The sequence below is a fragment of the Armatimonas sp. genome (assembly GCF_964826245.1).
Map to the genome: position 1 here is coordinate 1 of NZ_CBAYMC010000037.1, position 23,106 is coordinate 23,106.

17 protein-coding genes and 1 tRNA gene are annotated in these 23,106 nt (G+C 58.3%); 10 read left to right on the forward strand and 8 right to left on the reverse strand.

Features of this window, described 5'->3' with window-relative positions; all coding sequences use genetic code 11:
• A partial coding sequence (locus AC1XOS_RS05505) for a class I SAM-dependent methyltransferase (RefSeq protein ID WP_481961220.1) occupies positions 1 to 365 on the reverse strand: 365 nt, incomplete at its 3' end.
• Positions 366 to 516: 151 nt separating this feature from the next.
• Between AC1XOS_RS05505 and AC1XOS_RS05510 the strand changes: the two genes are divergently transcribed.
• A tRNA-Asn gene (locus AC1XOS_RS05510) sits at positions 517 to 588 on the forward strand.
• An 841-nt stretch (positions 589 to 1,429) separates the two neighbouring features.
• On the opposite strand, the gene AC1XOS_RS05515 is transcribed toward AC1XOS_RS05510, so the two are convergent.
• The 4 genes from AC1XOS_RS05515 to AC1XOS_RS05530 are packed head-to-tail and all read right to left on the reverse strand — an operon-like array spanning position 1,430 to position 7,378.
• The gene (locus tag AC1XOS_RS05515) at positions 1,430 to 4,486 is read right to left on the reverse strand and encodes an efflux RND transporter permease subunit (RefSeq protein WP_481961221.1); all 3,057 of its coding nucleotides are present in this window, start codon (positions 4,484 to 4,486) and stop codon (positions 1,430 to 1,432) included.
• Positions 4,483 to 6,006: an efflux RND transporter periplasmic adaptor subunit gene (locus AC1XOS_RS05520; protein WP_481961222.1), complete on the reverse strand. Its 1,524-nt coding sequence runs from the start codon at positions 6,004 to 6,006 to the stop codon at positions 4,483 to 4,485. The genes AC1XOS_RS05515 and AC1XOS_RS05520 overlap by 4 nt, the downstream gene beginning before the upstream one ends.
• Positions 6,003 to 7,238: a TolC family protein gene (locus tag AC1XOS_RS05525; protein WP_481961223.1), complete on the reverse strand. Its 1,236-nt coding sequence runs from the start codon at positions 7,236 to 7,238 to the stop codon at positions 6,003 to 6,005. The genes AC1XOS_RS05520 and AC1XOS_RS05525 overlap by 4 nt, the downstream gene beginning before the upstream one ends.
• On the reverse strand, positions 7,235 to 7,378 hold the full coding sequence (locus AC1XOS_RS05530) for a hypothetical protein (protein WP_481961224.1): 144 nt from the start codon (positions 7,376 to 7,378) through the stop codon (positions 7,235 to 7,237). The genes AC1XOS_RS05525 and AC1XOS_RS05530 overlap by 4 nt, the downstream gene beginning before the upstream one ends.
• 95 nt (positions 7,379 to 7,473) lie before the next feature.
• On the opposite strand from AC1XOS_RS05530, the gene AC1XOS_RS05535 reads away from it, so the two are divergent.
• Positions 7,474 to 8,139: a response regulator transcription factor gene (locus tag AC1XOS_RS05535; protein WP_481961225.1), complete on the forward strand. Its 666-nt coding sequence runs from the start codon at positions 7,474 to 7,476 to the stop codon at positions 8,137 to 8,139.
• Entirely contained in the window at positions 8,136 to 9,497 is a 1,362-nt protein-coding gene (locus AC1XOS_RS05540) for a sensor histidine kinase (RefSeq protein WP_481961226.1), read from the forward strand. The genes AC1XOS_RS05535 and AC1XOS_RS05540 overlap by 4 nt, the downstream gene beginning before the upstream one ends.
• Positions 9,498 to 9,639: 142 nt before the next feature.
• On the opposite strand, the gene AC1XOS_RS05545 is transcribed toward AC1XOS_RS05540, so the two are convergent.
• Positions 9,640 to 9,873 carry a phosphatase PAP2 family protein gene (locus AC1XOS_RS05545; protein ID WP_481961235.1) on the reverse strand — a complete coding sequence of 78 codons (234 nt, stop codon included), beginning with the start codon at positions 9,871 to 9,873 and terminating at the stop codon, positions 9,640 to 9,642.
• A 587-nt stretch (positions 9,874 to 10,460) separates the two neighbouring features.
• On the opposite strand from AC1XOS_RS05545, the gene AC1XOS_RS05550 reads away from it, so the two are divergent.
• The 5 genes from AC1XOS_RS05550 to AC1XOS_RS05570 all read left to right on the forward strand — a co-directional run bounded on the left by AC1XOS_RS05550 (position 10,461) and on the right by AC1XOS_RS05570 (position 18,481).
• A complete protein-coding gene (locus tag AC1XOS_RS05550; RefSeq protein WP_481961227.1) occupies positions 10,461 to 12,752 on the forward strand; it encodes a tetratricopeptide repeat protein in 2,292 nt (763 codons plus the stop codon).
• A 215-nt stretch (positions 12,753 to 12,967) separates the two neighbouring features.
• Positions 12,968 to 14,881, forward strand: coding sequence for an endo-1,4-beta-xylanase (locus tag AC1XOS_RS05555; RefSeq protein ID WP_481961228.1), 1,914 nt, complete (start codon positions 12,968 to 12,970; stop codon positions 14,879 to 14,881).
• A gap of 9 nt (positions 14,882 to 14,890) precedes the next feature.
• Entirely contained in the window at positions 14,891 to 15,928 is a 1,038-nt protein-coding gene (locus tag AC1XOS_RS05560; RefSeq protein ID WP_481961229.1) for a LacI family DNA-binding transcriptional regulator, read from the forward strand.
• Positions 15,916 to 16,599 carry a GNAT family N-acetyltransferase gene (locus AC1XOS_RS05565; RefSeq protein WP_481961230.1) on the forward strand — a complete coding sequence of 228 codons (684 nt, stop codon included), beginning with the start codon at positions 15,916 to 15,918 and terminating at the stop codon, positions 16,597 to 16,599. Before AC1XOS_RS05560 ends, AC1XOS_RS05565 begins: the two co-directional genes overlap by 13 nt.
• 19 nt (positions 16,600 to 16,618) lie before the next feature.
• A complete protein-coding gene (locus tag AC1XOS_RS05570; RefSeq protein WP_481961231.1) occupies positions 16,619 to 18,481 on the forward strand; it encodes an alpha-L-arabinofuranosidase C-terminal domain-containing protein in 1,863 nt (620 codons plus the stop codon).
• A gap of 29 nt (positions 18,482 to 18,510) precedes the next feature.
• Here the strand turns inward: AC1XOS_RS05570 and AC1XOS_RS05575 are convergent, their stop codons facing one another.
• Positions 18,511 to 19,413 carry an alpha/beta hydrolase gene (locus AC1XOS_RS05575; RefSeq protein WP_481961236.1) on the reverse strand — a complete coding sequence of 301 codons (903 nt, stop codon included), beginning with the start codon at positions 19,411 to 19,413 and terminating at the stop codon, positions 18,511 to 18,513.
• Between the two features lie 169 nt (positions 19,414 to 19,582).
• Here AC1XOS_RS05575 and AC1XOS_RS05580 point away from each other — a divergent pair, with 169 nt between their 5' ends.
• Positions 19,583 to 21,421, forward strand: coding sequence for a glycoside hydrolase family 43 protein (locus AC1XOS_RS05580; RefSeq protein ID WP_481961232.1), 1,839 nt, complete (start codon positions 19,583 to 19,585; stop codon positions 21,419 to 21,421).
• Here AC1XOS_RS05580 and tyrS read toward each other — a convergent pair.
• Positions 21,418 to 22,611 carry a tyrosine--tRNA ligase gene (tyrS, locus tag AC1XOS_RS05585; RefSeq protein ID WP_481961233.1) on the reverse strand — a complete coding sequence of 398 codons (1,194 nt, stop codon included), beginning with the start codon at positions 22,609 to 22,611 and terminating at the stop codon, positions 21,418 to 21,420. The two genes, AC1XOS_RS05580 and tyrS, sit on opposite strands and share 4 nt — an antisense overlap.
• Positions 22,612 to 22,690: 79 nt before the next feature.
• On the opposite strand from tyrS, the gene AC1XOS_RS05590 reads away from it, so the two are divergent.
• Positions 22,691 to 23,106, forward strand: a 416-nt coding sequence (locus AC1XOS_RS05590; protein WP_481961234.1) for a vitamin K epoxide reductase family protein, incomplete at its 3' end; no start/stop codon positions are given.

Sequence of the window (23,106 nt, forward strand, 5' to 3'; positions counted from 1 at the left end):
AGCGCCTGGGTATCGGCCCACTGGAGGCGGACATTGGGATACTTCGGGAGCTTCGGCTCGCCCCAGCGCAGCATCTCTTTGGAGAAATCTGTCCCAATCACCGCGCCGCTCGGCCCGACCCAGCGTGTCAGCTCACAGGCGAAGTCTCCCGTGCCCGTACACACATCCAGCACCTGATCACCCGCTTCCAGCTCTGCCTGCCGTGCCGCTTCCCGCCGCCAGCGCGAGTCGAGCCGTAGCGAGAGCACTGAGTTCAGCAAGTCATAGCGAGGCGCGATGGCATCGAACATCGTCTCGACATAGTCGTGCTTCTCTTCCGGTGCGGGGAGCGGTGAAGAAATAGTCTCGGGAGAGGGACGTGTCATGAATTTTCAACTTTTGGACTTTGTGAACATGTTCACAAAGTCTTATGATCGGATTATACCGTCCCTTATTCCTCTCTGCAATGCCAAGGCCACGCAAATTTTAAGCGACTATTGCATCTCATGAGTAGGCATGATATAACTTTTCCGCCGTTCCCTTGTAGCTCAGCGGTAGAGCATTCGGCTGTTAACCGAAGGGTCACTGGTTCGAATCCAGTCGGGGGAGCTTAGGAGAGCGAATTCGCGAACCTGTCGGAGGGGAGTTGCTAGAATCAAACGCAGCTCCCCTTCTATTTTTTTATCTCCCTCCTGATTTCGGCCTTTGAGCGAGACCCGATCCACCAGCAGGCTAAGAATCTCCTGCCGTTCTTCACCCGTCGCCTTGCGCCAGAGCTCAAGCACCTTGCCCCAGATACCCGCGACTTGCTCCGCATTGGGGCGCTGCCGTACCGCCGTCTCTAAGCTGCTTTCGGGTCACACAGGTATAGTAAGACACTAGCGATTTCGACCGGGAAAGTCTAAACCCTATCGGGCTCAGGATGCCCTTAATGACCGAGTTTGAGCTACCACTGAAAGGTAGCCGTGGTCGCTCTCGAAAGCGCGGGGCCGATGCTGTCGAGCTGGGACTGGCGGCTGGCGTGTGGGATGTGTTTGTGCCCGTGCCGTCATCGGGGTGCCACGGTCTTTACATCGAGCTAAAGGCAGGCAGGTCATGCCACCTGCAAGCGATTCCTCCGAGCAGGTCTGGTGATTTGATGACTAGTCTAGCAGGGTGGGAAGCTCGGTGCTGCTAGCCGTAGATACACCACTCCCACTCGACTAAAATGGATGGCCGATTCCAAAGAATAGCAGCTTGTCCTCACCCGACTGACCAATGTCCATCGAAATAATCTTGGATGGGTTCCGGGCGAGCCGTCCGCCTATTCCATAGGAGTCTTGCGAACGAGCACGTAGGTAGGAACGGCCTGCTCTCTCATCGATGACGCAGGTTTCTGAGCATAACTCGGAACCGAAACGAGAAGCAATCCTAGAAGACTTAAGCGAATACGTGACATCAGACTTTCCTTTTATTCAGAGGTTTTTAGTGACAAGCTGTGTCCTCTGCGTAAGACGACATAGAGCAGAGGCGCAAGCACGAGGGTGAAGAGAGTGGAGCAGGTAAGACCACCTATCACTGCTACCGCGAGCGGCTTTTGCAGCTGCGCTCCCGCTCCAATTCCCAGCGCGAGCGGAACCAATCCTAGGAGCGCTGTGAGGGTTGTCATCAGGATAGGACGCAAGCGGCGCTCTCCTGCCAAAATGACAGCCTCTTCAGCTGAGAGCCCTTCGGATTCGGCGTGCTGCGCTTGATCAAGTAGCAGAATCCCGTTTTTGACGACGATTCCCACAAGCATTACTGCCCCCATTAGGGAGCTGACATTAAGTGGTGTGTTTGTTATCCAGAGCCCGAGGGCTACCCCAAAGAGCGCCAGTGGCAGGATCAAGAGGATCGTCACTGGGGCTGTGAAGCTCTTAAACTGGAAAACCATCACGGCAAAGACGAGCAAAACAGCAAGCACGAGAACCTGCATTAAATTAGTAAACGAAGCCTGCTGACTCTGGTACTGCCCAGCAAGGACATAAGTCACTCCAGCAGGTAGTGGCTCGCGACGCATCACCGTGCTGATATCGCGCATGACGCTTCCTAGGTCGCGGCCCTCCAGCTGCGCGGTGACCGCCAGCATCCGCCGCTGGTCCTCACGGGTGATCTCACTGGTTCCGGGAACGGCAGCCAGCGTTGCCAGCGAGGAGAGGGGGATGTACGCCCCTAAAGGTGTCTTGATGAGCGTTGCACCAAAACCTGCGGCATCGGAACGAAGTGCCTCTGGGTAGCGCACGCGCACTCCGACCTGACGGTCTCCCTGGAGGAGCTTGGTGGCCTCGATACCAAAGAGGGCATCCCCAACCTGCTCGCCGACGTCACTGACGCTCAGGCCAGCCCGGCCCGCCAGCAGCGGGTTCACACGCGCCGTTAGCTCCGGCCCCGATTCGACCACACCAGACTTCATGTCCGCGACGCCGGGCACTTTCGCCAGCTTCTCGGCAAGCGCGGCCCCTGTCGCTTCGAGCTGCTTCTGGTCTTCCCCAAAGAGCTTTATCTCCACAGGTTCAGGCGCACCTGCGAGATCCCCGATAAGGTCCTGGAGAACTTCGACAAACTCCACCTCAATGCCGGGAACGTCCTGCGCGATCTTGCCACGAACGTCTTCGATGACAGCTTCGATATCGCGCCGCTTGCCAGACTTGAGCACGACCGCAAAGTCGCCCGTGTTGGGCTCGGTGATGAAAAAACCTAGCTCCGTCCCGGTGCGCCGCGAGTAGGACTTCACCTCCTGAGTTGTCGTGAGGATCTCTTCGATCTTCTTGAGGAGCCTATCGCTCTCAGCAAGCGAGGTTCCCGGCGCGGTGACGTAGTCAAGGATGAACGCGCCCTCGTCCATCGTGGGCATGAACCCCGTGCCCAGGCGCGTCCCGAAGAAAACCGTCCCTCCGAGTGCCAGCACTGCGCAAAAAGGCAACAGCCAGACCCGCTGCCGTAGACAGCGGCGCAGAATCCGCTCGTAGAGCCGTAAGGCCTTCTCAAAGAGCCTGCCATGCTCGCGCTGGCCCACACGGGTCTTGAGAAACGCAGCGCAAAGGCTCGGGCTGACGGTAAGAGCCAGGGCGAGAGAGACCAAGAGGGCAATGGTAAGGGTGACGGCCAGCGCGGTGAAGAACGCCCCCGCAACACCCGTGACCAGCGTGAGTGGCAGAAAGACCACCACGGTGGTCAGGGTTGAGGAGATCATGGGAGCCGCGATCTGCGTGGCCGCTTGCTGAACGGCATCCTCACGCTTCGCACCCTCTGCCAGGTGCCGGAAGACATTCTCGACCACCACAATCGCGTCATCAATCACCAGGCCGACCCCGATGGCAAGCGCTCCGAGCGTCATTAAGTTGAGGGTCAGGCCACACAGCCGCATGAGAAGAAACGTGATGAGAACCGTGACGGGGATAATCAAGGCTGTCACGAGCGTTGCTCGCAGATCGCCCAGAAAGAGAAGCAAGACCACGACTGCAAGGCCCGCTCCGATGAGCACGGCATCGCGAACACTGGCGATGGCCTCACCAATCAGCACGGACTGGTCGTAGAAGATGCCCAGCTCGGTGCCCGGTGGTAGTGATTTCTTGAGCTGAGTCAGCTCACTTTGCACGCCCACCACCACGGAGACGGTATTGGCATCGGGCTGACGGACGATATTGAGGAGCACCGACTCTGCACCATCGGCGGTGACGATGGTGGTTCTGTCCTGGGTGCTGGATTGGATCTTGGCAACGCTTCCCAGCGTGATCGCCGTCCCATTGCGGGTCACAATGGGGAGCTGGTTCAGCTCCTCAATCGTGGTTGCTTCACCAGACACCAGTGCCTGATACTGTTGGAAGCGGATATCCAGCCGCCCCACCGAGCGCACCACGTTGTTCTTGGTGAGGGCTTGTTCTAGATCGGGGAGTGCGAGGTGAAACGCGGCGAGCTTACCCGGGTCTGCCTCCACTAATATCTCGGGGATACGCCCCCCTTGAACGACCGCCCGGGCGACACCTGGGACGCGTCCCAGAATCGGCTTGAGCTTGTAGGTCGCCAAGCTCCAGAGCGCATCCTGAGAGAGATTCTTTGAGCGTAGAGAGATGCCCAGAATGGGAAAGACCGTCGGGTTCATGCGCTCGACTGTCACCTGTGTATCTGCGGGAAGCTGAGTGCGTGCCTGATTGACCTTCGCGCTCACCAGCTGCTCGGCGACCAGCATGTCGGTGCCCCAGGAAAAGTCCACTGAGAGCTCCGCCGCGCCGCGCTGAATCTTAGAGCGTAGACGGGCGACACCAGGAACCGTAGCGATGGCCTCTTCAAGGGGACGGGAGACGCCCACTTCGACGCGGCGGGCGGGTAGCTCCCCGGCCTCCGCGATAACCACCAGGCGCGGGAAGGTGACGTCTGGGAGAATCGCCACGGGGAATGAGAAGAGTGTCCAGCCACCAATCAGGCAGAGAACAGCCGTCACGAAAAGAATCGCCTTGAGGTTCCCGAGCGCAAATCGAGCAAGGTTCATGGCGCTTCCACCTTGATCTTTGCCCCATCGGAGAGCTCGTACTGGCCTAGGGTGATGACCTGTGCGCCCGCCGCGAGCCCTGAGCGAATCTCTACACCCGCGTCCGTTTCTACCCCTGTCGTGACTGGGGTCATCTTGGCGACCCCTCCCGACGCGACGAAGACAACGCTCTTGCCCTCGTGGTTGAGTACGCATTCCTTAGGAACCACGAGGGCTTGTGAGGCGACACGAATCACGACTTTCACCAGGATGAAGGCTCCGGCACGGACGGATTTGCTCGAACCCGTTTGGAGTCTGAGCGTAACGAGGTTGGTCTGTGGGTCTACCGGACCGATGCTTATCACACGCGCCATCTCCCCCGACGAAAGATGGGCTTTCTGGCCGGGGCGCACGCGCAGAGCTTCGTCGGCAGGAAGGGTGGCGAGGATATCGAGCTGGCGGCTGTTGGCAATTTCCAAGACGGTTCCGGCTGGGTCAGCCATGTCGCCCGGATTGAGCAAGCGCCGAACAACGACTCCCGAGAGTGGAGCCCTCAGTGTCGCGTAGTCTGATTGCGTCCGAGCAGTCTCCATGTCCGCTGCGGCCTTGCCCACGCCACTCTGTGCTGCCTTCGCTTCCTGCACTTTCGCAGCGACGGCAAGTGTCTGCTTCTGGGCCTGGCGTAGCTGTGCTTGCGCTTGTGTTAGCTTCGCCTCTCCTGTCTTTCGGGCTTGGCTGAGCACTTCCTCTGCTTGACGGACGCGAAGTTGCCCTGCTTCACGGTCTTCTTGCCTTGCTCCGGCTCGAAGTATTTCCAGAGTCTGGCTAGCACTCTCGACACTGGCTTCCGCGACGGTCAAGGCGGTTTGTGCATCCTCGACCTGACGCTTTGCGGAGACTCCCTTCTCCTGAAGAAACGTCTGCCGCTCGACCTCTTTTGCTGCTCTGGTTCGTGTCGCCTCGGCTTGCCGAAGTGCGTCCTGTGCCTGGAGAATCTCTTGAGGGCGTGCTCCCGCCAAGGTCTTGGCCAGATCCGTCTTTGCCAGATTGAGTGATGTCTGGGCTGCCTGAATGGCCCCATCCCGCTCTACCAGAGCGGCATCAATGGCGAGCTGGGCAACGCGGACACTGCTTTCCTGAGCGCTGGTTGCCGCCCGCGCAGCGAGCTGGGCTTGGGAAGCTGTCGCCGTCGAGGCACGGTAGCCTGCCTCAGCACTGCGAGTCTGCGCGGTAAGTGCTCTGGGATCCAGAGAGGCAAGGATTTGACCGGCAGTTACCTGGTCGCCTTCTTTCACAAGAACACTTACCAAGCGCCCCGCCATCTGCGGCGCGAGCTTTGCCGCTGCGCCTTGGGCGCTCTGGAAGGTTCCCTGTGCGGTGACGGTCTCCTCGATATCCTGCCGCGCTGCCTTGGTGACAGTCACAACAGCAACGGGAGGCTCTGCCTTCGCTTCTTCCTCAGTGGCTTTTTTGCTGCATCCCAACAGAAGCCCCAGGAAAACGAAAGAGCTAATCGACAGAGCAAGAGCTTTTTGGTTCATGGCAAGGACCCTCCGATGGTGCGCTCCAGCTGAGCGCTTGCGAGCTGAAGTGCTGCCAGAGCACGCAGATACTCGACCTGCTCGCTGGCAAAGGTGCGCTGAGCGTCAATGACCTCCAGATACCCGCTTGCCCCTTTTTCGTAACCGATCTGTGCCATCTCCAGTAGCTCCTTGGTTTTTGTCAGGCGACTCTCTCCCTCAAACGAGGCCGCGATTTGAAGGGCTTGCTGGCACTCACGGAGCGCGATCTCCACCTCTAGTAGGGCAAGACGTTCCGTCTCTTTAAGCTGCAACTGCAGCTCTTGTTTTGCTGCCTCTGTAGCACGTACCTCGGCGCGAATCCGACCATTATCAAAGAGAGGGAGGTTGATACCGATGCGTATCGAGGCATCCCCGACTTGCGCCGGGTTCAGGTTGTATCGCCTTCCCTCAAGAACGACGTTGGGGAGGCGCTGGCCCTTTGCCTCGGCGATCCCTGCGCTGCTGGCAAGAACCTGCGCACGAGCCACAAGAATGTCCGGGCGTCGAGAGAGTGCGAGGGACTGTGCCGTTGCCAAGTTTGGCAGGTTTGTCTTTGCGGTAAGAGCACCTGCGAGCACTAGGGGAGCATCGGAAGGCAGTCCTAGCAGGCTTTTTAAGGTGCTGTAGCGGTTGTCGCGATCTGTCGTGGCCTGCGTGAGTGTCTGGCGAAATCGTGCGTTTTCTATCTGGCTTCGTACGACATTACTGCGTGGAACATCACCTGCCGTGAATTGGGCACTTGCCGCTTCAGCAAAGCGCTGTATCGCTTCCAGGGAAGACTTCGCTTGGGCCAGCTCAGCATCGGCACGGAGACACTCGATATAGGCACTGGTGACATCGCGGCGCAGATCAAGAAGCGTGGCTACCTGGTCTGCCTCAGTGGCTTTTTGCTGCTGCTCAGCGGCTTGCTTACGTGGCCGAAGAACACCACCTGGCTCAAATGTCTGTGAGATAATAATATCCTCACCGAATCCGCCGGTCTGGGAGGAACCGTAGGGGCGTGCCAGCGCGAGGTTGGTGTTGTTCTGCTTGCCCGCAAGCCGTGTTCGTGCCGTTGCCTCCAACACTTTCGCACGGGCGGCCTGGGGTAGCGGCAGGTTCGCCTCCGCCCTTCGTAGCGCCTCAGAGAGTGTCAGGCTAGACTGCGCCCAGCTTATCTCCATGAGTGCCGCTTGAATCGCTAACGTCAAGAGAACCGCGACGACTTTCATTTCTTCATGCGGTGGGCAGGTGCTTCTGCCTTCTCCTTTTTTTCAGGAAGCACTTTACCCTCTTCCGCAAGGGGCTTACCCTGGCTCTGCGGACCAGCCCAGGTCAGGCCACCGATCTCAAGTAAAAGACGAATCTGCATGGTTTGGTTATCCTTTATCTTCTCCTACAGTGTATCTTGGGAAACCTGAACACAGGATGAACGCCAAGAGGCAATCTGCTCGGTATGATGAGGTGATGAAGCTCTTGCTTGTTGAGGACGAAGGCCCACTCTCCGAGTTTATGGCCCTTGGGCTAACCGATGAGGGCTTTGTTGTCGAGCACGCCGCGACGGGAACACAGGCCAATGAGCTTGTCTTGGTAGGGAGCTATGATCTGATTGTGCTGGATGTCATGCTTCCAGGCAAAGATGGGTTCTCCCTCTGTGAGCAGTGGCGCGGGCGCGGCATCGCCACTCCTATTCTCTTTGTAACCGCCCGAGATGCCGTCACCCAGCGGGTGCGTGGGCTCCAGCTCGGCGGCGACGACTATCTCATCAAACCGTTTGCTTTCGAGGAGCTTGTGATGCGCATCCGCACTCTGCTACGACGCTCCAGCGGTGTGCGGCCTGTCATGAGGCTGGAAGGCGGTGCAATCCTGAATCTTGGTACCCAACAGGTTCAATTGGACGCTATAGAGGTCACGCTCACCATGCGGGAGTGGCAGATTCTGGAATGCCTCGCCTTGGCCGCAGGCCGCATCGTCTCCCGAAATGTCTTATGGGAGAGCGTCTGGGAGAGCGGAGCGACCCCCGATTCGAACTTGATCGATGTCTACATTCGCCGCCTCAGAGAGAAGCTCGGAATGGAGGCCATAGAAACCGTACGTGGAACGGGCTATAGGCTCAGGACTGCAAACCCATGAGTAAGATACTCAAGACATTCCGCGCACGGCTCGCTTTCTGGATCGCCATGAGTGCGCTGGGCATTCTTCTGGCGACAGGCTTTGCTGTCTTTGTCAGTGTGCGAACAGCGCTTCAGGAAAAGCAGGACGAAACTCTCCTAGAGATCACCCGCACCGAGTTAGAAAGCGTGGGTGGCAAGGAGATCGGAGACCCTTTAGAAATAGGCATCAATGATGAATCTATTCTTGTCTGGAACGAGGCGACGGGGAAGATAGTCCTGGAGCGTGGACTCGTATCACTTCGCTCTGCGAAGCGCACCGTGCGGAAGCGGCTGTTTACCCGTCTCTACCGGCATGGTCATACCTACCGTGCACTCTACTACCCTTATGAGGACAACGGAGTTCGCAATATCGCTCTCTGCATCGAATCCATGGCTCCCATGCAGAGCACACTGCGAAGCATCGTTTTTCGTATGCTACTCATCGGTATGTTAGGCGCAGGTGCCACCTGTCTGCTTGCGTGGAAGCTCGCGGTGCGGCTGACCCAACCGCTCCACGAAATAGCGAGACAGACAGCAAGTATCCACATGGCTGATCTTAGCCTACGGTTGCCTCAGCTGACAGAGGACGAGGAGCTCGTGGATGTTACGGAAGGAATTAATGGCATGCTCGCTCGGCTAGAGAGTCTCTTTGAAGGACAGGCACAGTTCATTGCAGACGCAGCCCATGAGCTTCGCTCGCCGCTCGCGAATCTGCGAACCACTGCCGAAGTCGCCCTGCGTCGGCAAGACCCCAAGACGCACCAGCGTGCTCTTCAGATCACCGTAGCAGAGGTCGAGCGCCTGACCCGCTTGACCGAGAGCCTACTGACGCTCTCTCTCGCTGACGCAGGAGCCTTGGTGCAGGAGCGAGTCGCGGTCGATATTGCACAAGTAATCACAGAGTCTGCTGAGGCGATTCGTGCTCGTGCGGAAGAAGCGGGAGTAAAGATAGAACTCCAGACCGAGCCACTTTCTATCAGAGGAGATCAACTTCGTCTACAACAAGTTTTTGACAACTTACTAGATAACGCGGTGCGCTACTCGCTCTCTGGAGGGAGTGTACGGATTCGTATTGAACGAAAGGGAGACAGAGCAGACATCTATATCGAGGATGAAGGTCCTGGTATTTCTGAGGCGAATCTCCCTCATATGTTTGAGCGCCTCTGGCGAGCTGATACTGCACGTGCTCGCGTGACGGGAGGATTTGGCCTCGGGCTCTCCATCGTAAAAGCCATTGTGGAAGCTCATGGGGGAATTGTCTCCGTGCGAAGCACTGTAGGAAAAGGCACCGCTGTTCAGATAAGATTCCCTCTCGCGGATCTGACTACCCCTCATTGAGCCAAGTGACCAACCTCTGCCAAGCCCTAGACTCATTTCTTGAACAGCTCAAATCCTGCCTCTATTGTGCTGAGCTGACTGTACGACCCACATAGCCCCTGCTCAGAAACATTCTGGTTACTTTGTATTTCCTGGACGAAGCTCAGCTGACGACGTCTGAAGGATAGTGCTCACCGATCAAGACGTGGCTGAAGCCGACCAGAAAAACTCCCGTGACTGCCAAACCCCATACCCAACGCCGACGCCGAACCGACATGTTTTGTGTTCGCCAGTTAGTCAACATCCCGTATACAACCACGGCAAAGAAAGAATGCCCTGATGGGAATGAATAGCCCAGATGCTCGAAGATAATGCTAGGACGCGGACGGTGGAACAGATACTAGCATGGTTACCCCTTGGGGCAGGAAGCAATTCGTTGCTGCAAAGTAGATCACGCCCCCGAGCAACACGATCGTCTGTCAGACTGGTGTGTCTTGCCCTCATTGACCTCATGCGCCAGTTTGATGAACACAAACATCGCGACGACAGCTAGGATGACTGCTAGTGTCAGCCGACTGAGGATTCGCACAGTAAGTGTCCCGAAAAATCCTTTGCTAGGTTGTCATCGCCTTTTTTCCATCTAGAGAGCCCGTCTAAGGATGATAATCATAGTAGGTTATCAGCGGGGCAGTAGTTCCTTAAAACCGGGCAGACCTATCTCTGACTTGGAAGCAGCCTAAACGCTTATCGAAACTACCGTTTGTTTGAACACAATTCAGTCTGGTACAACCGCCAGCGTAAGCACTCGATCTTGGGGTATCTGAGCCCATAAACTTTGAGGAGATGTATCAGAATCGTCAGCGGGAGCTGTCGAATCCTTTATCGTCTTTAGTGAGGCAAGCTGTTGCTTAACTTAAACTACGCGAAATTGGGGATACTCCAGTATCAAGCACGTCATGGTAAAGTATCGCTGGAGGTGTAGCGATGAACGCTCAAATTGACTCTCTGTATCGTTTTTACCTAGATGGCCAGCACCAGGTAGATGTCCAGCATCAGGACACCGTAGCAACTAAAGGCGCACCAAAGTATGGTGCATGCTCTGGGGGCAAGGCATTTTGTCCACAAGGCTCACTCCAAGTCGTCGCTCCTGCGCTTAAATGGATTTCTCTCTTACTGCTCGTAAGCTCAACCCTACTAGGATGCTCTCTGGCAAGTGGGAACAGTCAGGCGACGAGCCGAAATAGCCAAGCAAAACAGAAGACAGCGGCAACAAAGCCACAAGGGACAAGTAAGCCGCAAGCAAAAGCTGATCCCGCAAAAGTACAGGCTTCCCAGAAAACCCTCTCGCCCACAGCCTATATCGAGACCCTCAAGACCAAGCCGGGTGGCAAGGGACTCTATATCTTCGCACCAGCCCTAAAAGACCCCAGCCTTTCACCCGACTTTTCCACCGGCTGCTCGCGTTGGCTACATCTTCAGGTCAGCTCCGACCTCCAGCTCACCCAAACACCAGCTTGGTACCAGGGAGAGTACGTCCGAATCAACTTGGGACGAAAAGATCTTTGTATCACCACAAAAGAAGCCAAAGAGGCGATGGAGACTCTAGGAGTCACCCACTATGCCCTAGGGACAGCAGAGCCGGGAAAGCTCTCATTTCAGGTCTACAGCAAGGACGCAAAACCCGTAGGAGAGCCTGTTGTCCTCACAGGTGACGAGGCAGCCATCGTCGCGGCACTGCCGGAGGCGGCAAATGCTCTGCGACAGAGACTCGCTCTACCGTCTACTACTATTGCACCACCGGTGGAGACTCCTCAAGAGCTAGCACTTATCGGAAGGGTTCCTCTTCTCACGGGAGACGACCTCAGTGAGCCAGATGCCACAGGTCTACATAGCCTCTCGCAAAAGTCCCTGCTAGGAGGACTTTTGTACCTCTCCACCTATCTACGTGCGGAGAAAAATCCAGAAGGAGCCAGTGGCCGAGCAGTGCGACTGCTCAAGATGGCAGAGGGGAATCCACTCGTACTGGCCGAGCTGGCGCGTGCCTATCCCTCCCAAGAAGTTATCGCCCGAATTAATGAACTTGCCTCTCAGGCTCCACAAAATGCTGTCCTCGCCGAGGCAAAGGCAAATACCAGCCCAACACGTGAGGCACAGCTCGCTATGGCAGAGCAGTTGGTACGAAATGCTCCAAGCAATCCTAGTAACTGGATTCTACTTGCCAACAAACTCAGTGCACTGGGTCAAGAGGAAAGGCGCGGAAGAACAGCCGACCAGATTTCTGAGCAGAAATGGGAAAAGCTGAATCAAGCTTACGGACGGTGGCTTGCAGTAGCACGCCAAGCGGCCCTGCTTGACCCTCGCAGTTCTGTAGCAGCTCTTGAACTCGCCAAGGCAGCCACGTTTGGGGGAGCAGACCAAGAGGCGCGCAAAGCTCTCGAGTCCGCCTTCCAGCTAGGAGGAGGACGACGTGGCGCCCCGGAGATTGTGGGCTGGTCTTTGGAGATGTGTGCACCGAAGTGGGGAGGGTCTGAAGAGCTTCTGGAGAAGATGGCAGATCGGGCTGCGAAGCTACCCATCACTGACATCCTTCAGACCACGACCATTATGGAAAAGCTACAGTCACGGGGCTTTAACAAACAAGCAGAGCAAATCGCCAAGGCCATCCTTGCCGAAGCTCCCAAACGCTTGAAAGAGAACCCAGATTCTGTGATCGCCTACGAGGCGCAACGGCGAGCCTACTCCCTCTTGGGACGCCATAGTGAGGCTCTGGAGGCAACGAAACGCTTTGTTGAGCTTCGTCCCCGAGACACCCAGACACGCTTTCTACTGGTCGAAGCGTACCAAAACGCGGGCCAGGCGGAACCGGCACTGGCTCAAGCCAAAAAGCTGGCAGAGTTCTTCCCTAATACCTATCAGAGTCAGTTTGTCCTAGCCCGTCTCCTCCACACCCAGAAGAAGTATGCCGAGGCAGTAGAGCCTGCCGAGAAGGCTGCACGGATGTTGCCCAGCAGCTTTCAGGCTCAGATGCTGGCGGGGGCAATATTTGCAGAACAGAAACGGTTTAAAGAAGCGCTCCCTTACTGTGAGGCGGCGCTTGCCTTGAATCCTGCTGAGTCCGCAGCAATGTTTAATGTGGGGGCAATGCTATGCGAGTTGGGTCGTGTTACCGAGGGGCGTAAGTACCTGCAAGAGTGCCTGTCCCGTACAAGAGATCCTGAGCGGATCGAATCAGTCAAGCAACTACTAAAAAAGTTCCCCGAACCCAAGGCCAAATAGATCGAGCCCAAGGGCAAATAGATAAGGGCGCTCCCTAAAGGTTCTTTGACGGGGGGCTATAGACGAACCAAAGAAAGCAAAGTAGGGATGGATTCTCCCATCGCCGTTAGGGCGAGCGCCACGACCAGACACTCCGCCGTTTTCGTTTGCTTTTCTTTTCTAAAGATCATAGGGTATACTCTTGCTACGACGAAGTAGCAAGGAGGGTTCATAGGATGAAACAGGCAGAAAAGACAGAGACAGTTATGCCACTCAAAGATGCGTTCAAGGGAAAGTTCCTGTTGGGGACAATCCTCGGGGTTGCGGCACTTCAGGAGAAGTCGCGGCAAGACACGGAGCTTGCCACCACGCACTTTAGCGCTATCACCCCAGAAAATAGCCTCAAGCCCGAGGCCGTTCAGCCGCGTGAGGGAGAGTTTCGCTTCGCAGAGGGCGACAAGCTAGTCGAGCTTTGCAAGAGCTGTGGGGCCACCGCGATTGGCCACACGCTTCTCTGGCACGCACAGACGGGGCGCTGGATGTTTGAGGGCAAAGACGGCCAGCCGCTCACTCGCGAGCTGGCACTGACCCGGATGCGTACCCATATCGGCACCGTGGTCGGGCACTACAAGGGCAAGATCGCGCAGTGGGACGTGGTCAACGAGGCCATCAACGACGGCCCCGGTGTGCTGCGGCCTTCTCCTTGGCTCAAGGCAATCGGCGATGACTTTATCGCGGAGGCGTTTCGCGCCGCCCACGAGGCCGATCCGAAGGCAACGCTTATCTACAACGACTACAATATCGAGCTGAACTACAAGCGCCCCAAGGCGGTGGAGCTTATCAAGAAGCTCCTGGCGCAGAAAGTCCCGATCCATGCCGTCGGGATTCAGTGCCACTGGCGCATGGACAATCCCAACTTCACCGAGGTCGAAGACGCGATCAAAGAGTACGCCGCGCTTGGCCTTAAGGTGATGATCACGGAGCTCGATCTGGGAGTGCTGCCCACCAAGTACCAGGGCGCTGATATCGGCTTTAGGCAACAAATGACCCCCGAGCAGCAGGCCGTGATGAACCCCTACACCAAAGGGCTCCCTAGCTCTGTCGCTCAGGCCCACGCCGAGCGCTACCGCCTGGCCTTTGAGATGTTTCTGCGCCACCAAAAAACCATCGGACGGGTGACTTTTTGGGGAACCCACGACGGCTCCTCTTGGCTCGATGACTTCCCGATTCGAGGCCGCACCGACTACCCGCTTCTCTTTGATCGCCAGGGCAAGACCAAGCCCGCCTTCTTTGCCGTACAAAACGCAGCAACGCAGCCACCCCGCGCTCCGGGGCGCCCTGGTGGCTTTGGAGGACCTATCAAACTCAACCCCGACGATATCCAAGCCTTCCCGGATCCACCCGCCGAGATCAATGCCCAGCGGGATGTGCCGCACGGCAAGCTGGAGCTGGTCGAGTACGACTCCAAGACCGTGGGTGTGAAGCGCAAGGTCAATGTCTACACCCCGCCGGGCTACGATCCGGGTAGGAAGTACCCCGTTCTCTATCTCTTGCACGGAATCGGCGGCGACGAGACCGAGTGGCTTCGCTTCGCCTCACCCAATCTGCTAATGGACAACCTGCTGGCCGAGGGCAAGGCCCAGCCGATGATTATCGTCCTGCCCAATGGCCGCGCCCAGAAAGACGACCGCCCCGGCCCCAATGCCATGGCCACCGCGCCCGCCTTTGCAGTCTTCGAGCGTGACTTGCTCGACGATCTCATTCCCGCCATTGAGGCGAAGTACTCCGTGAAATCAGACCGTGAGAGCCGAGGCGTGGCGGGACTCTCGATGGGCGGCGGACAGTCGCTCAACTTTGGGCTGGGTCACCTCGACACCTTCGCCTGGGTTGGTGGGTTTTCGTCGGCGCCTAACACCAAGCCGCCCGCACAGCTCGTCCCCGATGCCGACGCTGCAAAAGCCAAGCTGAAGCTGCTCTATCTCTCGTGCGGCAACAAAGACGGGCTGATCGGCATTAGCCAAAGGGTGCACGGATTTTTGAAAGAGAAGGGCGTTGCCCATGTCTGGAACGTGGACAGCCATGCCCACGACCCGACCCACTGGAGAAACAATCTCTACTCCTTCTTGCAACGGGTCTTCCAGGCGAAGTAGACGTACGTCATGGCCCATCCGACCATCGCGACTCTTGCGGAGCACCTGGGACTCTCCCGCGCCACGGTAACCCATGTGCTCAATGGGCGCGGCGATACCCAGCGCATCAGCCCCAAGACCCAGCAGCGGGTGCGCGAGGCGGCGCAGGAGCTTGGCTACCGCGCCAATGCCTCGGCACGCGCGGTGCGGGCGGGACGCTTTGGCAATATCGCGCTGATCCAGTCGCTCTGGGGGCAGTATCTTCCCCCGGAGCTCCTCTTTGGGCTCACCCGCGCCCTCGCCGACCAGGACCTGCACCTCGTGCTCGCGCAAGTCCCGGATCCCGTGATGGAAGACGAAGCCTACCTGCCCCATACCCTCCACGAGCTCTCGGTGGATGGGGTGCTGCTCAACCGCCACGTGGCCTCGTCGCCAGGCTACCTGGAGACCATCCTGCGGCTCCAGATCCCCGCGATCTGGCTCAATGTGAAGCAGGAGTTCGATGCGATCCACCCCGACGACTCCCAAGGGGGACGGCTCGCCACGGAGTTCTTACTCACACTCGGGCATGAGAAAATTACCTACGTGGACTCCGACGAGCCACTCAACGCCCACTACAGCAAGCACGACCGAAAGCAAGGCTACGAGCAGGCGATGGCCGCTGCTGGGAGAGCGCCCCATGTCTATGCCCTGCCCAAGCTCTGGCTGCATGAGCCCGGCGACGAGCGCATTGCCGCAGCGAAAGCCTTGCTCCAGAGCCCGGAGCGCCCCACCGCCATTGTTGCCTACGAGCTTGCGGAGGCCATGGCAGTTGTCCATGCCAGTCACCAGCTTGGCCTCACGATCCCCGATGATCTCTCGATCCTGCTCTTCCACTCTCGCACCGACGACCGCTACTTTCTGCCGTTCCACACGATCAGCAATGAGATGGAGCAGGTCGGGCGTGGAGCGGTTGCGCTCCTGCGGGAAAAGATGCAGAGCCCCCAGGTCCCCCTGCCCACACGAGCCGTCGTCATGCAGCTCCGCGAGGGCATGACCTGCCAGAGGAGAAGCACATGCGCCTCGTGACCGCTCCTCCCGTCTACGATCCCGGCGGCAACGTGGCTTTTGTCAGCGATCTTGCCACCGAAGACTACCTCACCTCGCTCATGAACGAAGCGAGTAAGCAAGGCGCTGTCTTGATGGTCGTGGGGGCCAAGCCAGGCTCCCCCCAGGAAGTCGAGCTAGCCGATACCGGTTTTACGATGGCCTCCGAGTGGTACAGGACTCAGCTTCCGCTGGCATCGCCCCCCCCGGCTCTCGCACTCCGCCCCCTTCGGGTCGATGATCTCCCTGGAGTCGCGGAGATCGCGCAGGCGTGCCGACTTCAGTACGCCCACTACCAGCCCGTTTTCTGGCGTGTCCATCCCAACGCGGTCGAAAACCATACCGCGTTTCTGAAAACACAGCTTGCCCGAACCGATGCATGTGCCCTAGCCTGTGTAGACAGCGAAGATAGGCTCTCTGGCTATGTTTTTGTGGATCACCGAGGGATTGATGACTTTGGGGTGCACGAGCCAACACTCTGGAAAACGGTGGGAAAAGCTCTCCTCGACGGCGCGGCCGCCTGGATGGGAGCGCAAAGTCTCTCCGAGATAACGGTTGTCTGCGGCCATAAAGACAGGCCAAAACGCGCAATGCTACAAGCGACAGGGCTTTACTGTTGCGATGGCTGGTGGACACTGCCCCTTATGGGTTAAGGATGGCGAAAACAAAACAATGAAAAAACAGAACCTGACACTCACGATAGACACAACAAAAGCGACGGGAAAAGTAAGCCCGCTCCACTATGGCCTGATGACCGAGGAGATCAACTACAGCTACGACGGTGGCCTCTACGCCGAGCTGATCCGCAACCGTGCTTTCCTCGATGATGCCAAGAATCCTGTGCACTGGTCGAGTGTCGGTGGTGCGACTCTGGCGCTCGACACCGCGCTCCCGGTGAACAACGTGCTCACGACCAGCCTACGGGTTGAGGCAACAGCGGCAGGAGCAGGAGCCGCCAACGATGGCTACTGGGGCTTTCCTATCACGCCAAATACGAACGACAAAGCCAGCTTCTTCGCCCGAGGAAGTGTTGGGGCGCTGACACTCACGCTCCAGAGCCGCGATGGCAAGACGATCTACGCACAGACGCGTGTTTCCGCGGTGGGTGAGGGCTGGAAGAAAGTCACGGCGACTCTCAAGACGGGAAATGTCGCGCCCACCACCGATGCAATCTTCACGATCACCGCAGAGAAGCCAGGGACGCTCTGGCTGAGCCTAGTCTCGCTCTTCCCGCCCACCTGGAACAACCGCCCCAACGGCTTTCGCCGCGACCTGATGCAGCTTCTGGTCGATCTAAAGCCCGGGTTTTTGCGCTTCCCCGGTGGCAACTACTTAGAAGGCAATACGATCGCCACCCGCTTCGACTGGAAAAAGACGATCGGTCCGCTGGAGACGCGCCCCGGTCATCCGTGCCCGTGGGGCTACCGATCAAGTGATGGCATGGGCCTGCTGGAGTTCTTGCTCTGGTGCGAGGACATGGATGCGGAGCCGGTGCTCGGAGTCTATGCGGGCTACTCCCTGCGCGGCGAGTTCGTCAAACCCGGCCCCGACTTAGAGCCCTATGTGCAAGAAGCGCTGGAAGAGATCGAGTATATCACAGGCTCGACTTCGACAAAATGGGGCGCACAGCGCGCCAAAGATGGCCACCCGAAGCCCTTCAAGCTCCAGTATGTCGAGGTGGGCAACGAGGATTTTTTCGATAGATCCGGGAGCTACGACGGCCGCTTCGCGCAGTTCTATGATGCGATCAAGGCAAAGTACCCAAACCTAAAAGTGGTCTCGACGGTTGGCAATGAGCAGCCTGCCAGCAAGCGCGTCAAGAGCCGCAAGCCCGATGCGCTGGATGAGCACTACTACCGAAAGGCAGCTGACTTCATTCGCGACTCCCCGACCCACTTCGACCGCTACGACCGCAAGGGCCCCGAGATCTTTGTGGGGGAGTGGGCCGCGCACGAAGAGATAGCGCCGTGGCTCCCACCCTCGCGCAACCTCCCCGCCACTCCGAGCATGAAGGCCGCTCTGGGAGATGCCGCGTTCATGACCGCGATGGAGCGCCATGCGGACTTTGTGACCATGCAGTGCTACGCGCCACTCTTTGTCAATATCAACCCCGGCGGACGGCAGTGGCGCCCGGACTTAATCGGCTACGATGCGCTGCGCTCCTACGGTGCACCCAGCTACTACGCCCTAAAATTATTCTCGACTAGTGTCGGCGACGAGCTCCTCAAGGTCAGCCTGGCAGGCGCACCGCTCCTCGCCTCCGTCACGCGCCAGAGCAAGACGGGCAAGCTCTTTGTAAAGTATGTTAACCCTGGTGAGACACCACAGGCCGTCACCCTTCAGCTCGCGGGCGCAAAGTCAGTCAAGCCCGAGGCCACAGTCACCACGCTCGCCGCCCCGCCCGACGAGACCAACTCTATGGAAAACCCGAGTAAAGTGATCTCCAAGACCACAAAAATCGGCAACATCAAGCCCGAGTTTTCCTATACCTTCCCGCCGTACTCGATCACCTTGATCACGCTGGAGACACGCTAGCCCGACAGGACAGGGCGTGAACGCCCTGTCTAGGCTTTGCGCTTCAAGTAGCCGTGCATCTTGAGCCAGCTAGAGAACGCGTCGAACCAGCCGGTGCTGGTGGTCTCCTTGGGGTACATCCCAAAGCCATGTCCACCCTGCTCGTAGTAGTGGAACTCGACCGGGCGCTTGGCCTTGCGCCAGTTCTCGATCAAGCCGACATTGAAGCCAAACAACGGATCGTCGGCGGCGATGGCCGCAAAGAGCGGTGGTGCGTCGGCGGGAACCTCCACAGCACCTAGCGGGCCGTAGATATTGCCGAGAAACGCCGGTTTGGCCTCCTTGCTGCTCAGCCCCGTGGTCATCGTGAGCGCCGCACCCGCAGAGAAGCCGATCATGCCAATGCGGTCGGGATCGACATGCCACTTTGCTGCGTTGGCACGCACCAGCGCAAAAGCCGCGTTGGCATCGGCGAGCTGGGGGGCGATTCGGGAGGCCATGTCGCCCGAGACCGTGCGGGGGGGAGCGGCAGGAGTGCCCGTTGGGGGGGCGCCTGCGGGGCGAGGGGCGGGTGGACGTGCGAACTCCTCAAGGTCTGCCGGAGTTTGGTTAAGCCGGTACTTGAGCACGAAGGCCGCGACACCCTTGGCGGCAAGCGCACGGGCTACCTGCCAGCCCTCGTTCTCCATCGAGAGCGTCCGGAAGCCACCACCAGGCGCGACAATCACCGCAGCGCCGGTCGCCTTTGCAGGGTCGGGCAGGAAGGGATGGAGAGTGGCGACGGTGACATTGCGGGCAAACATACTGCCATACTGTTTGTGCCACGACTCGGTTGCAGTCGCACCCGGTAGCGGACCGGTGCTAAGCTCGATAGCATCGGGCTGGGTGGGGATGGGAATGGCCACCATCTTGTCGTTTTGTGCCCTAGCGGGTTGAGCGAGCGGAAACGCCATTATCAGTGCGACGCAGGTAAAGGTCTTAGCGACTAGGTCGAGGTGCTGCGCAATAGAGCGGTTTGGTTTCATAGTTACTGCCCCTTCTTCGGAGTGCTTATTTCGTAAAGCTCCTATGGTATACTTCAGCTACGACGAAATAGCAAGGGCTTTTTTCAAAAAAAACGCGATGAAGACACCACAGACACAAACCTGGCACGCGGACAACGGCAACGGCACGTTCTCCAATCCGCTGTTCTACGATGAGTTCTCCGACCCCGACCTGATCCGGGTGGGCAGTGATTTCTATCTCACCGGTACCACGATGCACGCCATGCCGGGCCTCCCCGTGCTCCACTCCAAAGACTTGGTTAACTGGAAATTTCTCAGCTATGCCTGCGAAAAGCTCGACTTTGGCCCCGAGTACCGGCTAGAAGACGGCAAGGCGATCTACGGCCAAGGGATCTGGGCTCCGAGCTTTCGCTGGCACAAGGGGACGTTCTATATCTTCACCAATGTCCGGGGCCAGCCGATGCAGGTCTACGCCGCCACCAATCCTGCCGGTCCCTGGAAGCACTGGGCGATGAAGACCGGCTTTCATGACCCGTCGGTGCTCTTCGACGACGACGGTAAGATCTACGTGGTCTACGGCTACCGTGATCTGCGCCTTGTGCAGCTCAATAACGAGCTAACGGAGGCGATTCCGGGAACGGAGCGCGTGTTGTTCAAGCAAAGCGATGGCATGGGCGAGGGGGCGCATTTCTATAAGATCAACGGAAAGTACTTCATCACCAGCGCCTGGTACCTGGGAACCATGAAGATGCCCTGTGCCCGCGCGGACCGCCCCGAAGGCCCCTACGAGGTCAAGGTTATCTCCGAGGGGGAAGACTTTGGGATTGCCAAGGGCGCGATGCACCAGGGGGGGATTGTCGAGACTCCCACGGGTGAGTGGTGGGGCTTCTCGATGATGGACTTCAACTCCCTCGGGCGGCTGACGGGACTCTCGCCGGTGACCTGGAAAGACGGCTGGCCCTACTTTGGGCTCCCCGGCAACCTCGGGCGCTCGCCACGCACCTGGGTCAAGCCCAAGACGGGGGTGACCTCAAAGCCCTCGGCTCCCTACGAGCGTCGCGATGACTTCTCGGGCAAGACCCTCAAGCCGATCTGGCAGTGGAACCACGCGCCAGACAACACCAAGTGGTCCCTCTCCGAGCGCCCCGGCTTTCTGCGCCTGCACGCGCTTCCTGCCGCTGATTTCTGGCAGGCACGCAACACCCTAACCCAGCGCGCCATTGGGCCAGTCTCGATTCCGACCGTCGAGCTAGAACTTGGCGGCATGAAGCCCGGCGACCTGGCGGGACTTGGCTTGCTTAACTCGCCGTATGCCTGGATCGGAGTGCACTGTGAGGCAAGTGGCTTTGTTATGGAGCAGCTCGACAAGACCACGGGTAAGATGGCACAAGCGCCTCTTCGTGGCACACGAGTCTGGCTCCGGGCGGAGTGTGACTTCTTCACGGAGAAGGCAAAGTTTAGCTTTAGCGTTAATGGAAAGAGCTTCCAGCCTCTAGGTGATGCGTTTAAGATGGTCTTTCAGCTCAAGACCTTCCAGGGCATACGCTACTCCCTCTTCCACTACAGCACGTCAGGAGCCGCTGGTGGCCACGCAGACTTTGCTCGCTTCACGGTCGAGGAGCCGCTCTGCCATGGCCTGACCAAGCCCATTCCGTACGGGAAAACCATCACACTCACCGAAGTCGGAAGTGGCCAAGCACTCACTGTCGGTGGTGCCACACAGCTCAAAGTCATCGACCGAGGCCAGGGGCGTATCGCGCTTCGCCCTCGTAGGGGCTCCGCTGAGGAGACAGAGCCTTTTCAGTGGATCGAGACGGCTCAGGCAGACATCACGCTTCTCTCGCTCGCCTCCCACCGCTATCTACGTCTCGAAAGTGGGCAAGTGCTCGCCGAGGGACTAGGAGCACCACGAAACCGAGAGGATGGCTCTCGGTTTCGCGCGAAACGAGTGCGCTAGACTTTTAGCCGGGCGAAGTTTTTCTTGCCGACCTGGAGCTCGTCGCCATCAGTGATGGTGATTGTTGCTGCGGGGTCGGAGAGCTTTTCTCCATTGAGCTTCACGCCACCTTGCTCAATCAGCCGCCGCGCTTCGCCGTTGCTGGGGGCGAAGTTGCCGTGCCGAACCAGCGCGACGATATTGATGGGGTTCTCAGGAACCGTCAGCTCGGGCGCGTCGCTGGGGAACTGGCGGGCGGAGTGAATGCGCTTCCACTCGTCGCTGGCCGCGCTGGCCGCCTCCGCGCCGTGGTAGATCGTGACGATCTCCCAGGCGAGGCGGTGCTTGGCCTCCATCGGGTTTTGGGCTTTCAGAATCTCCGCAAACTCTGCCGTGGGGACATCGGTGCAGAGCAGAAAATACGTTCCCATCTGTGCATCGGCGAGGCTCATCACCTTTGAGTACTGCGAGAGCGCGGGCTCGGCGATCCCGATGTAGTTGCCCAGGCTCTTACTCATCTTCTTGACACCATCAAGCCCGACCAGAAGTGGCATGAAGAATCCGATCTGTGGGTCTTGTGCAATCTCCGGGTCGCTCTGCAGCTCGCGGCCTGTGAGGATATTAAAGGTCTGATCCAGCCCGCCCATCTCCACATCGGCATGTATGGCAACCGAGTCGTAGCCTTGTGCCAGCGGGTAGAGCAGCTCATGGAGCGAGATGGGCTGGCCCGCGTCCCAGCGCTTCTTGAAGTCGTCGCGGGTGAGTACTTGAGCAACCGTGATCTTGCTGGTGAGCTTCACCAAGTCCGCAAAGCTGAGCTTGCCCAGCCACTCGGAGTTGAAGCGCACATCGGTTTTCTCTTTGTCCAGGATCACGGAGAGCTGGTCCACGTAGGTTGCCGCGTTCTCCGCGATCTGCTCGCTGGTGAGCATGGGCCGCGTCGCCGAGCGGCCCGATGGGTCGCCGATGAGCGTGGTGTAATCGCCAATAATGATCGTCACGCGGTGGCCCAAGTCCTGGAACTGACGCATCTTGCGCAAGACCACGGCAAAGCCTAGGTGGATATCGGGAGCCGTCGGATCGAGGCCCAGCTTGACGATCAGCGGCTTACCGGTCTTGGCAGATTTCTCTAGCTTGGCCTTCAGGCCGTTCTCAGGGACGATAAGGCTCGCGCCACGGGCGAGGAGCTGCACTTGTTCTTCAATAGTCACAGGAGCTATTTTACCGCGCTGGAAACGTCTGAAGGGTGTGGCGCGGTACAATAGTCAAGATTCGAGGAGGTTCTTTTTTATGGTTCTCAATCGCGTTGCTTTTATTCTTTCTGTTCTTGGGATCGTGATCGCAGGCTACATGTGGAGCATGCACTCTCATCCGCAGGACATTCCCTGTAGCCTGCACATGACGGCACAAAATGACTGTCGGGATGTTGCCCTGAGCCCGTACTCACGCTTTCCTATTGGCAGTGGCCCTCCGGTGGCGATGTGGGGGACCTTTGGGTATATCGCTCTGACGGTGCTTGCGTTTCTGCGAACCACCACAGAGAGCGTGAAGCGAGATCGTCAGCTCCTAACACTCTGCCTTGGGCTGGCAACTGTCGCACTGGGCTTTTCTCTCTGGCTCACTTATATTGAGCTGAATGTGATCCACAAAATCTGCAAGTGGTGCATGACCAGCCAGGGCATTATTGCAGGAATCTTTTTGCTCCA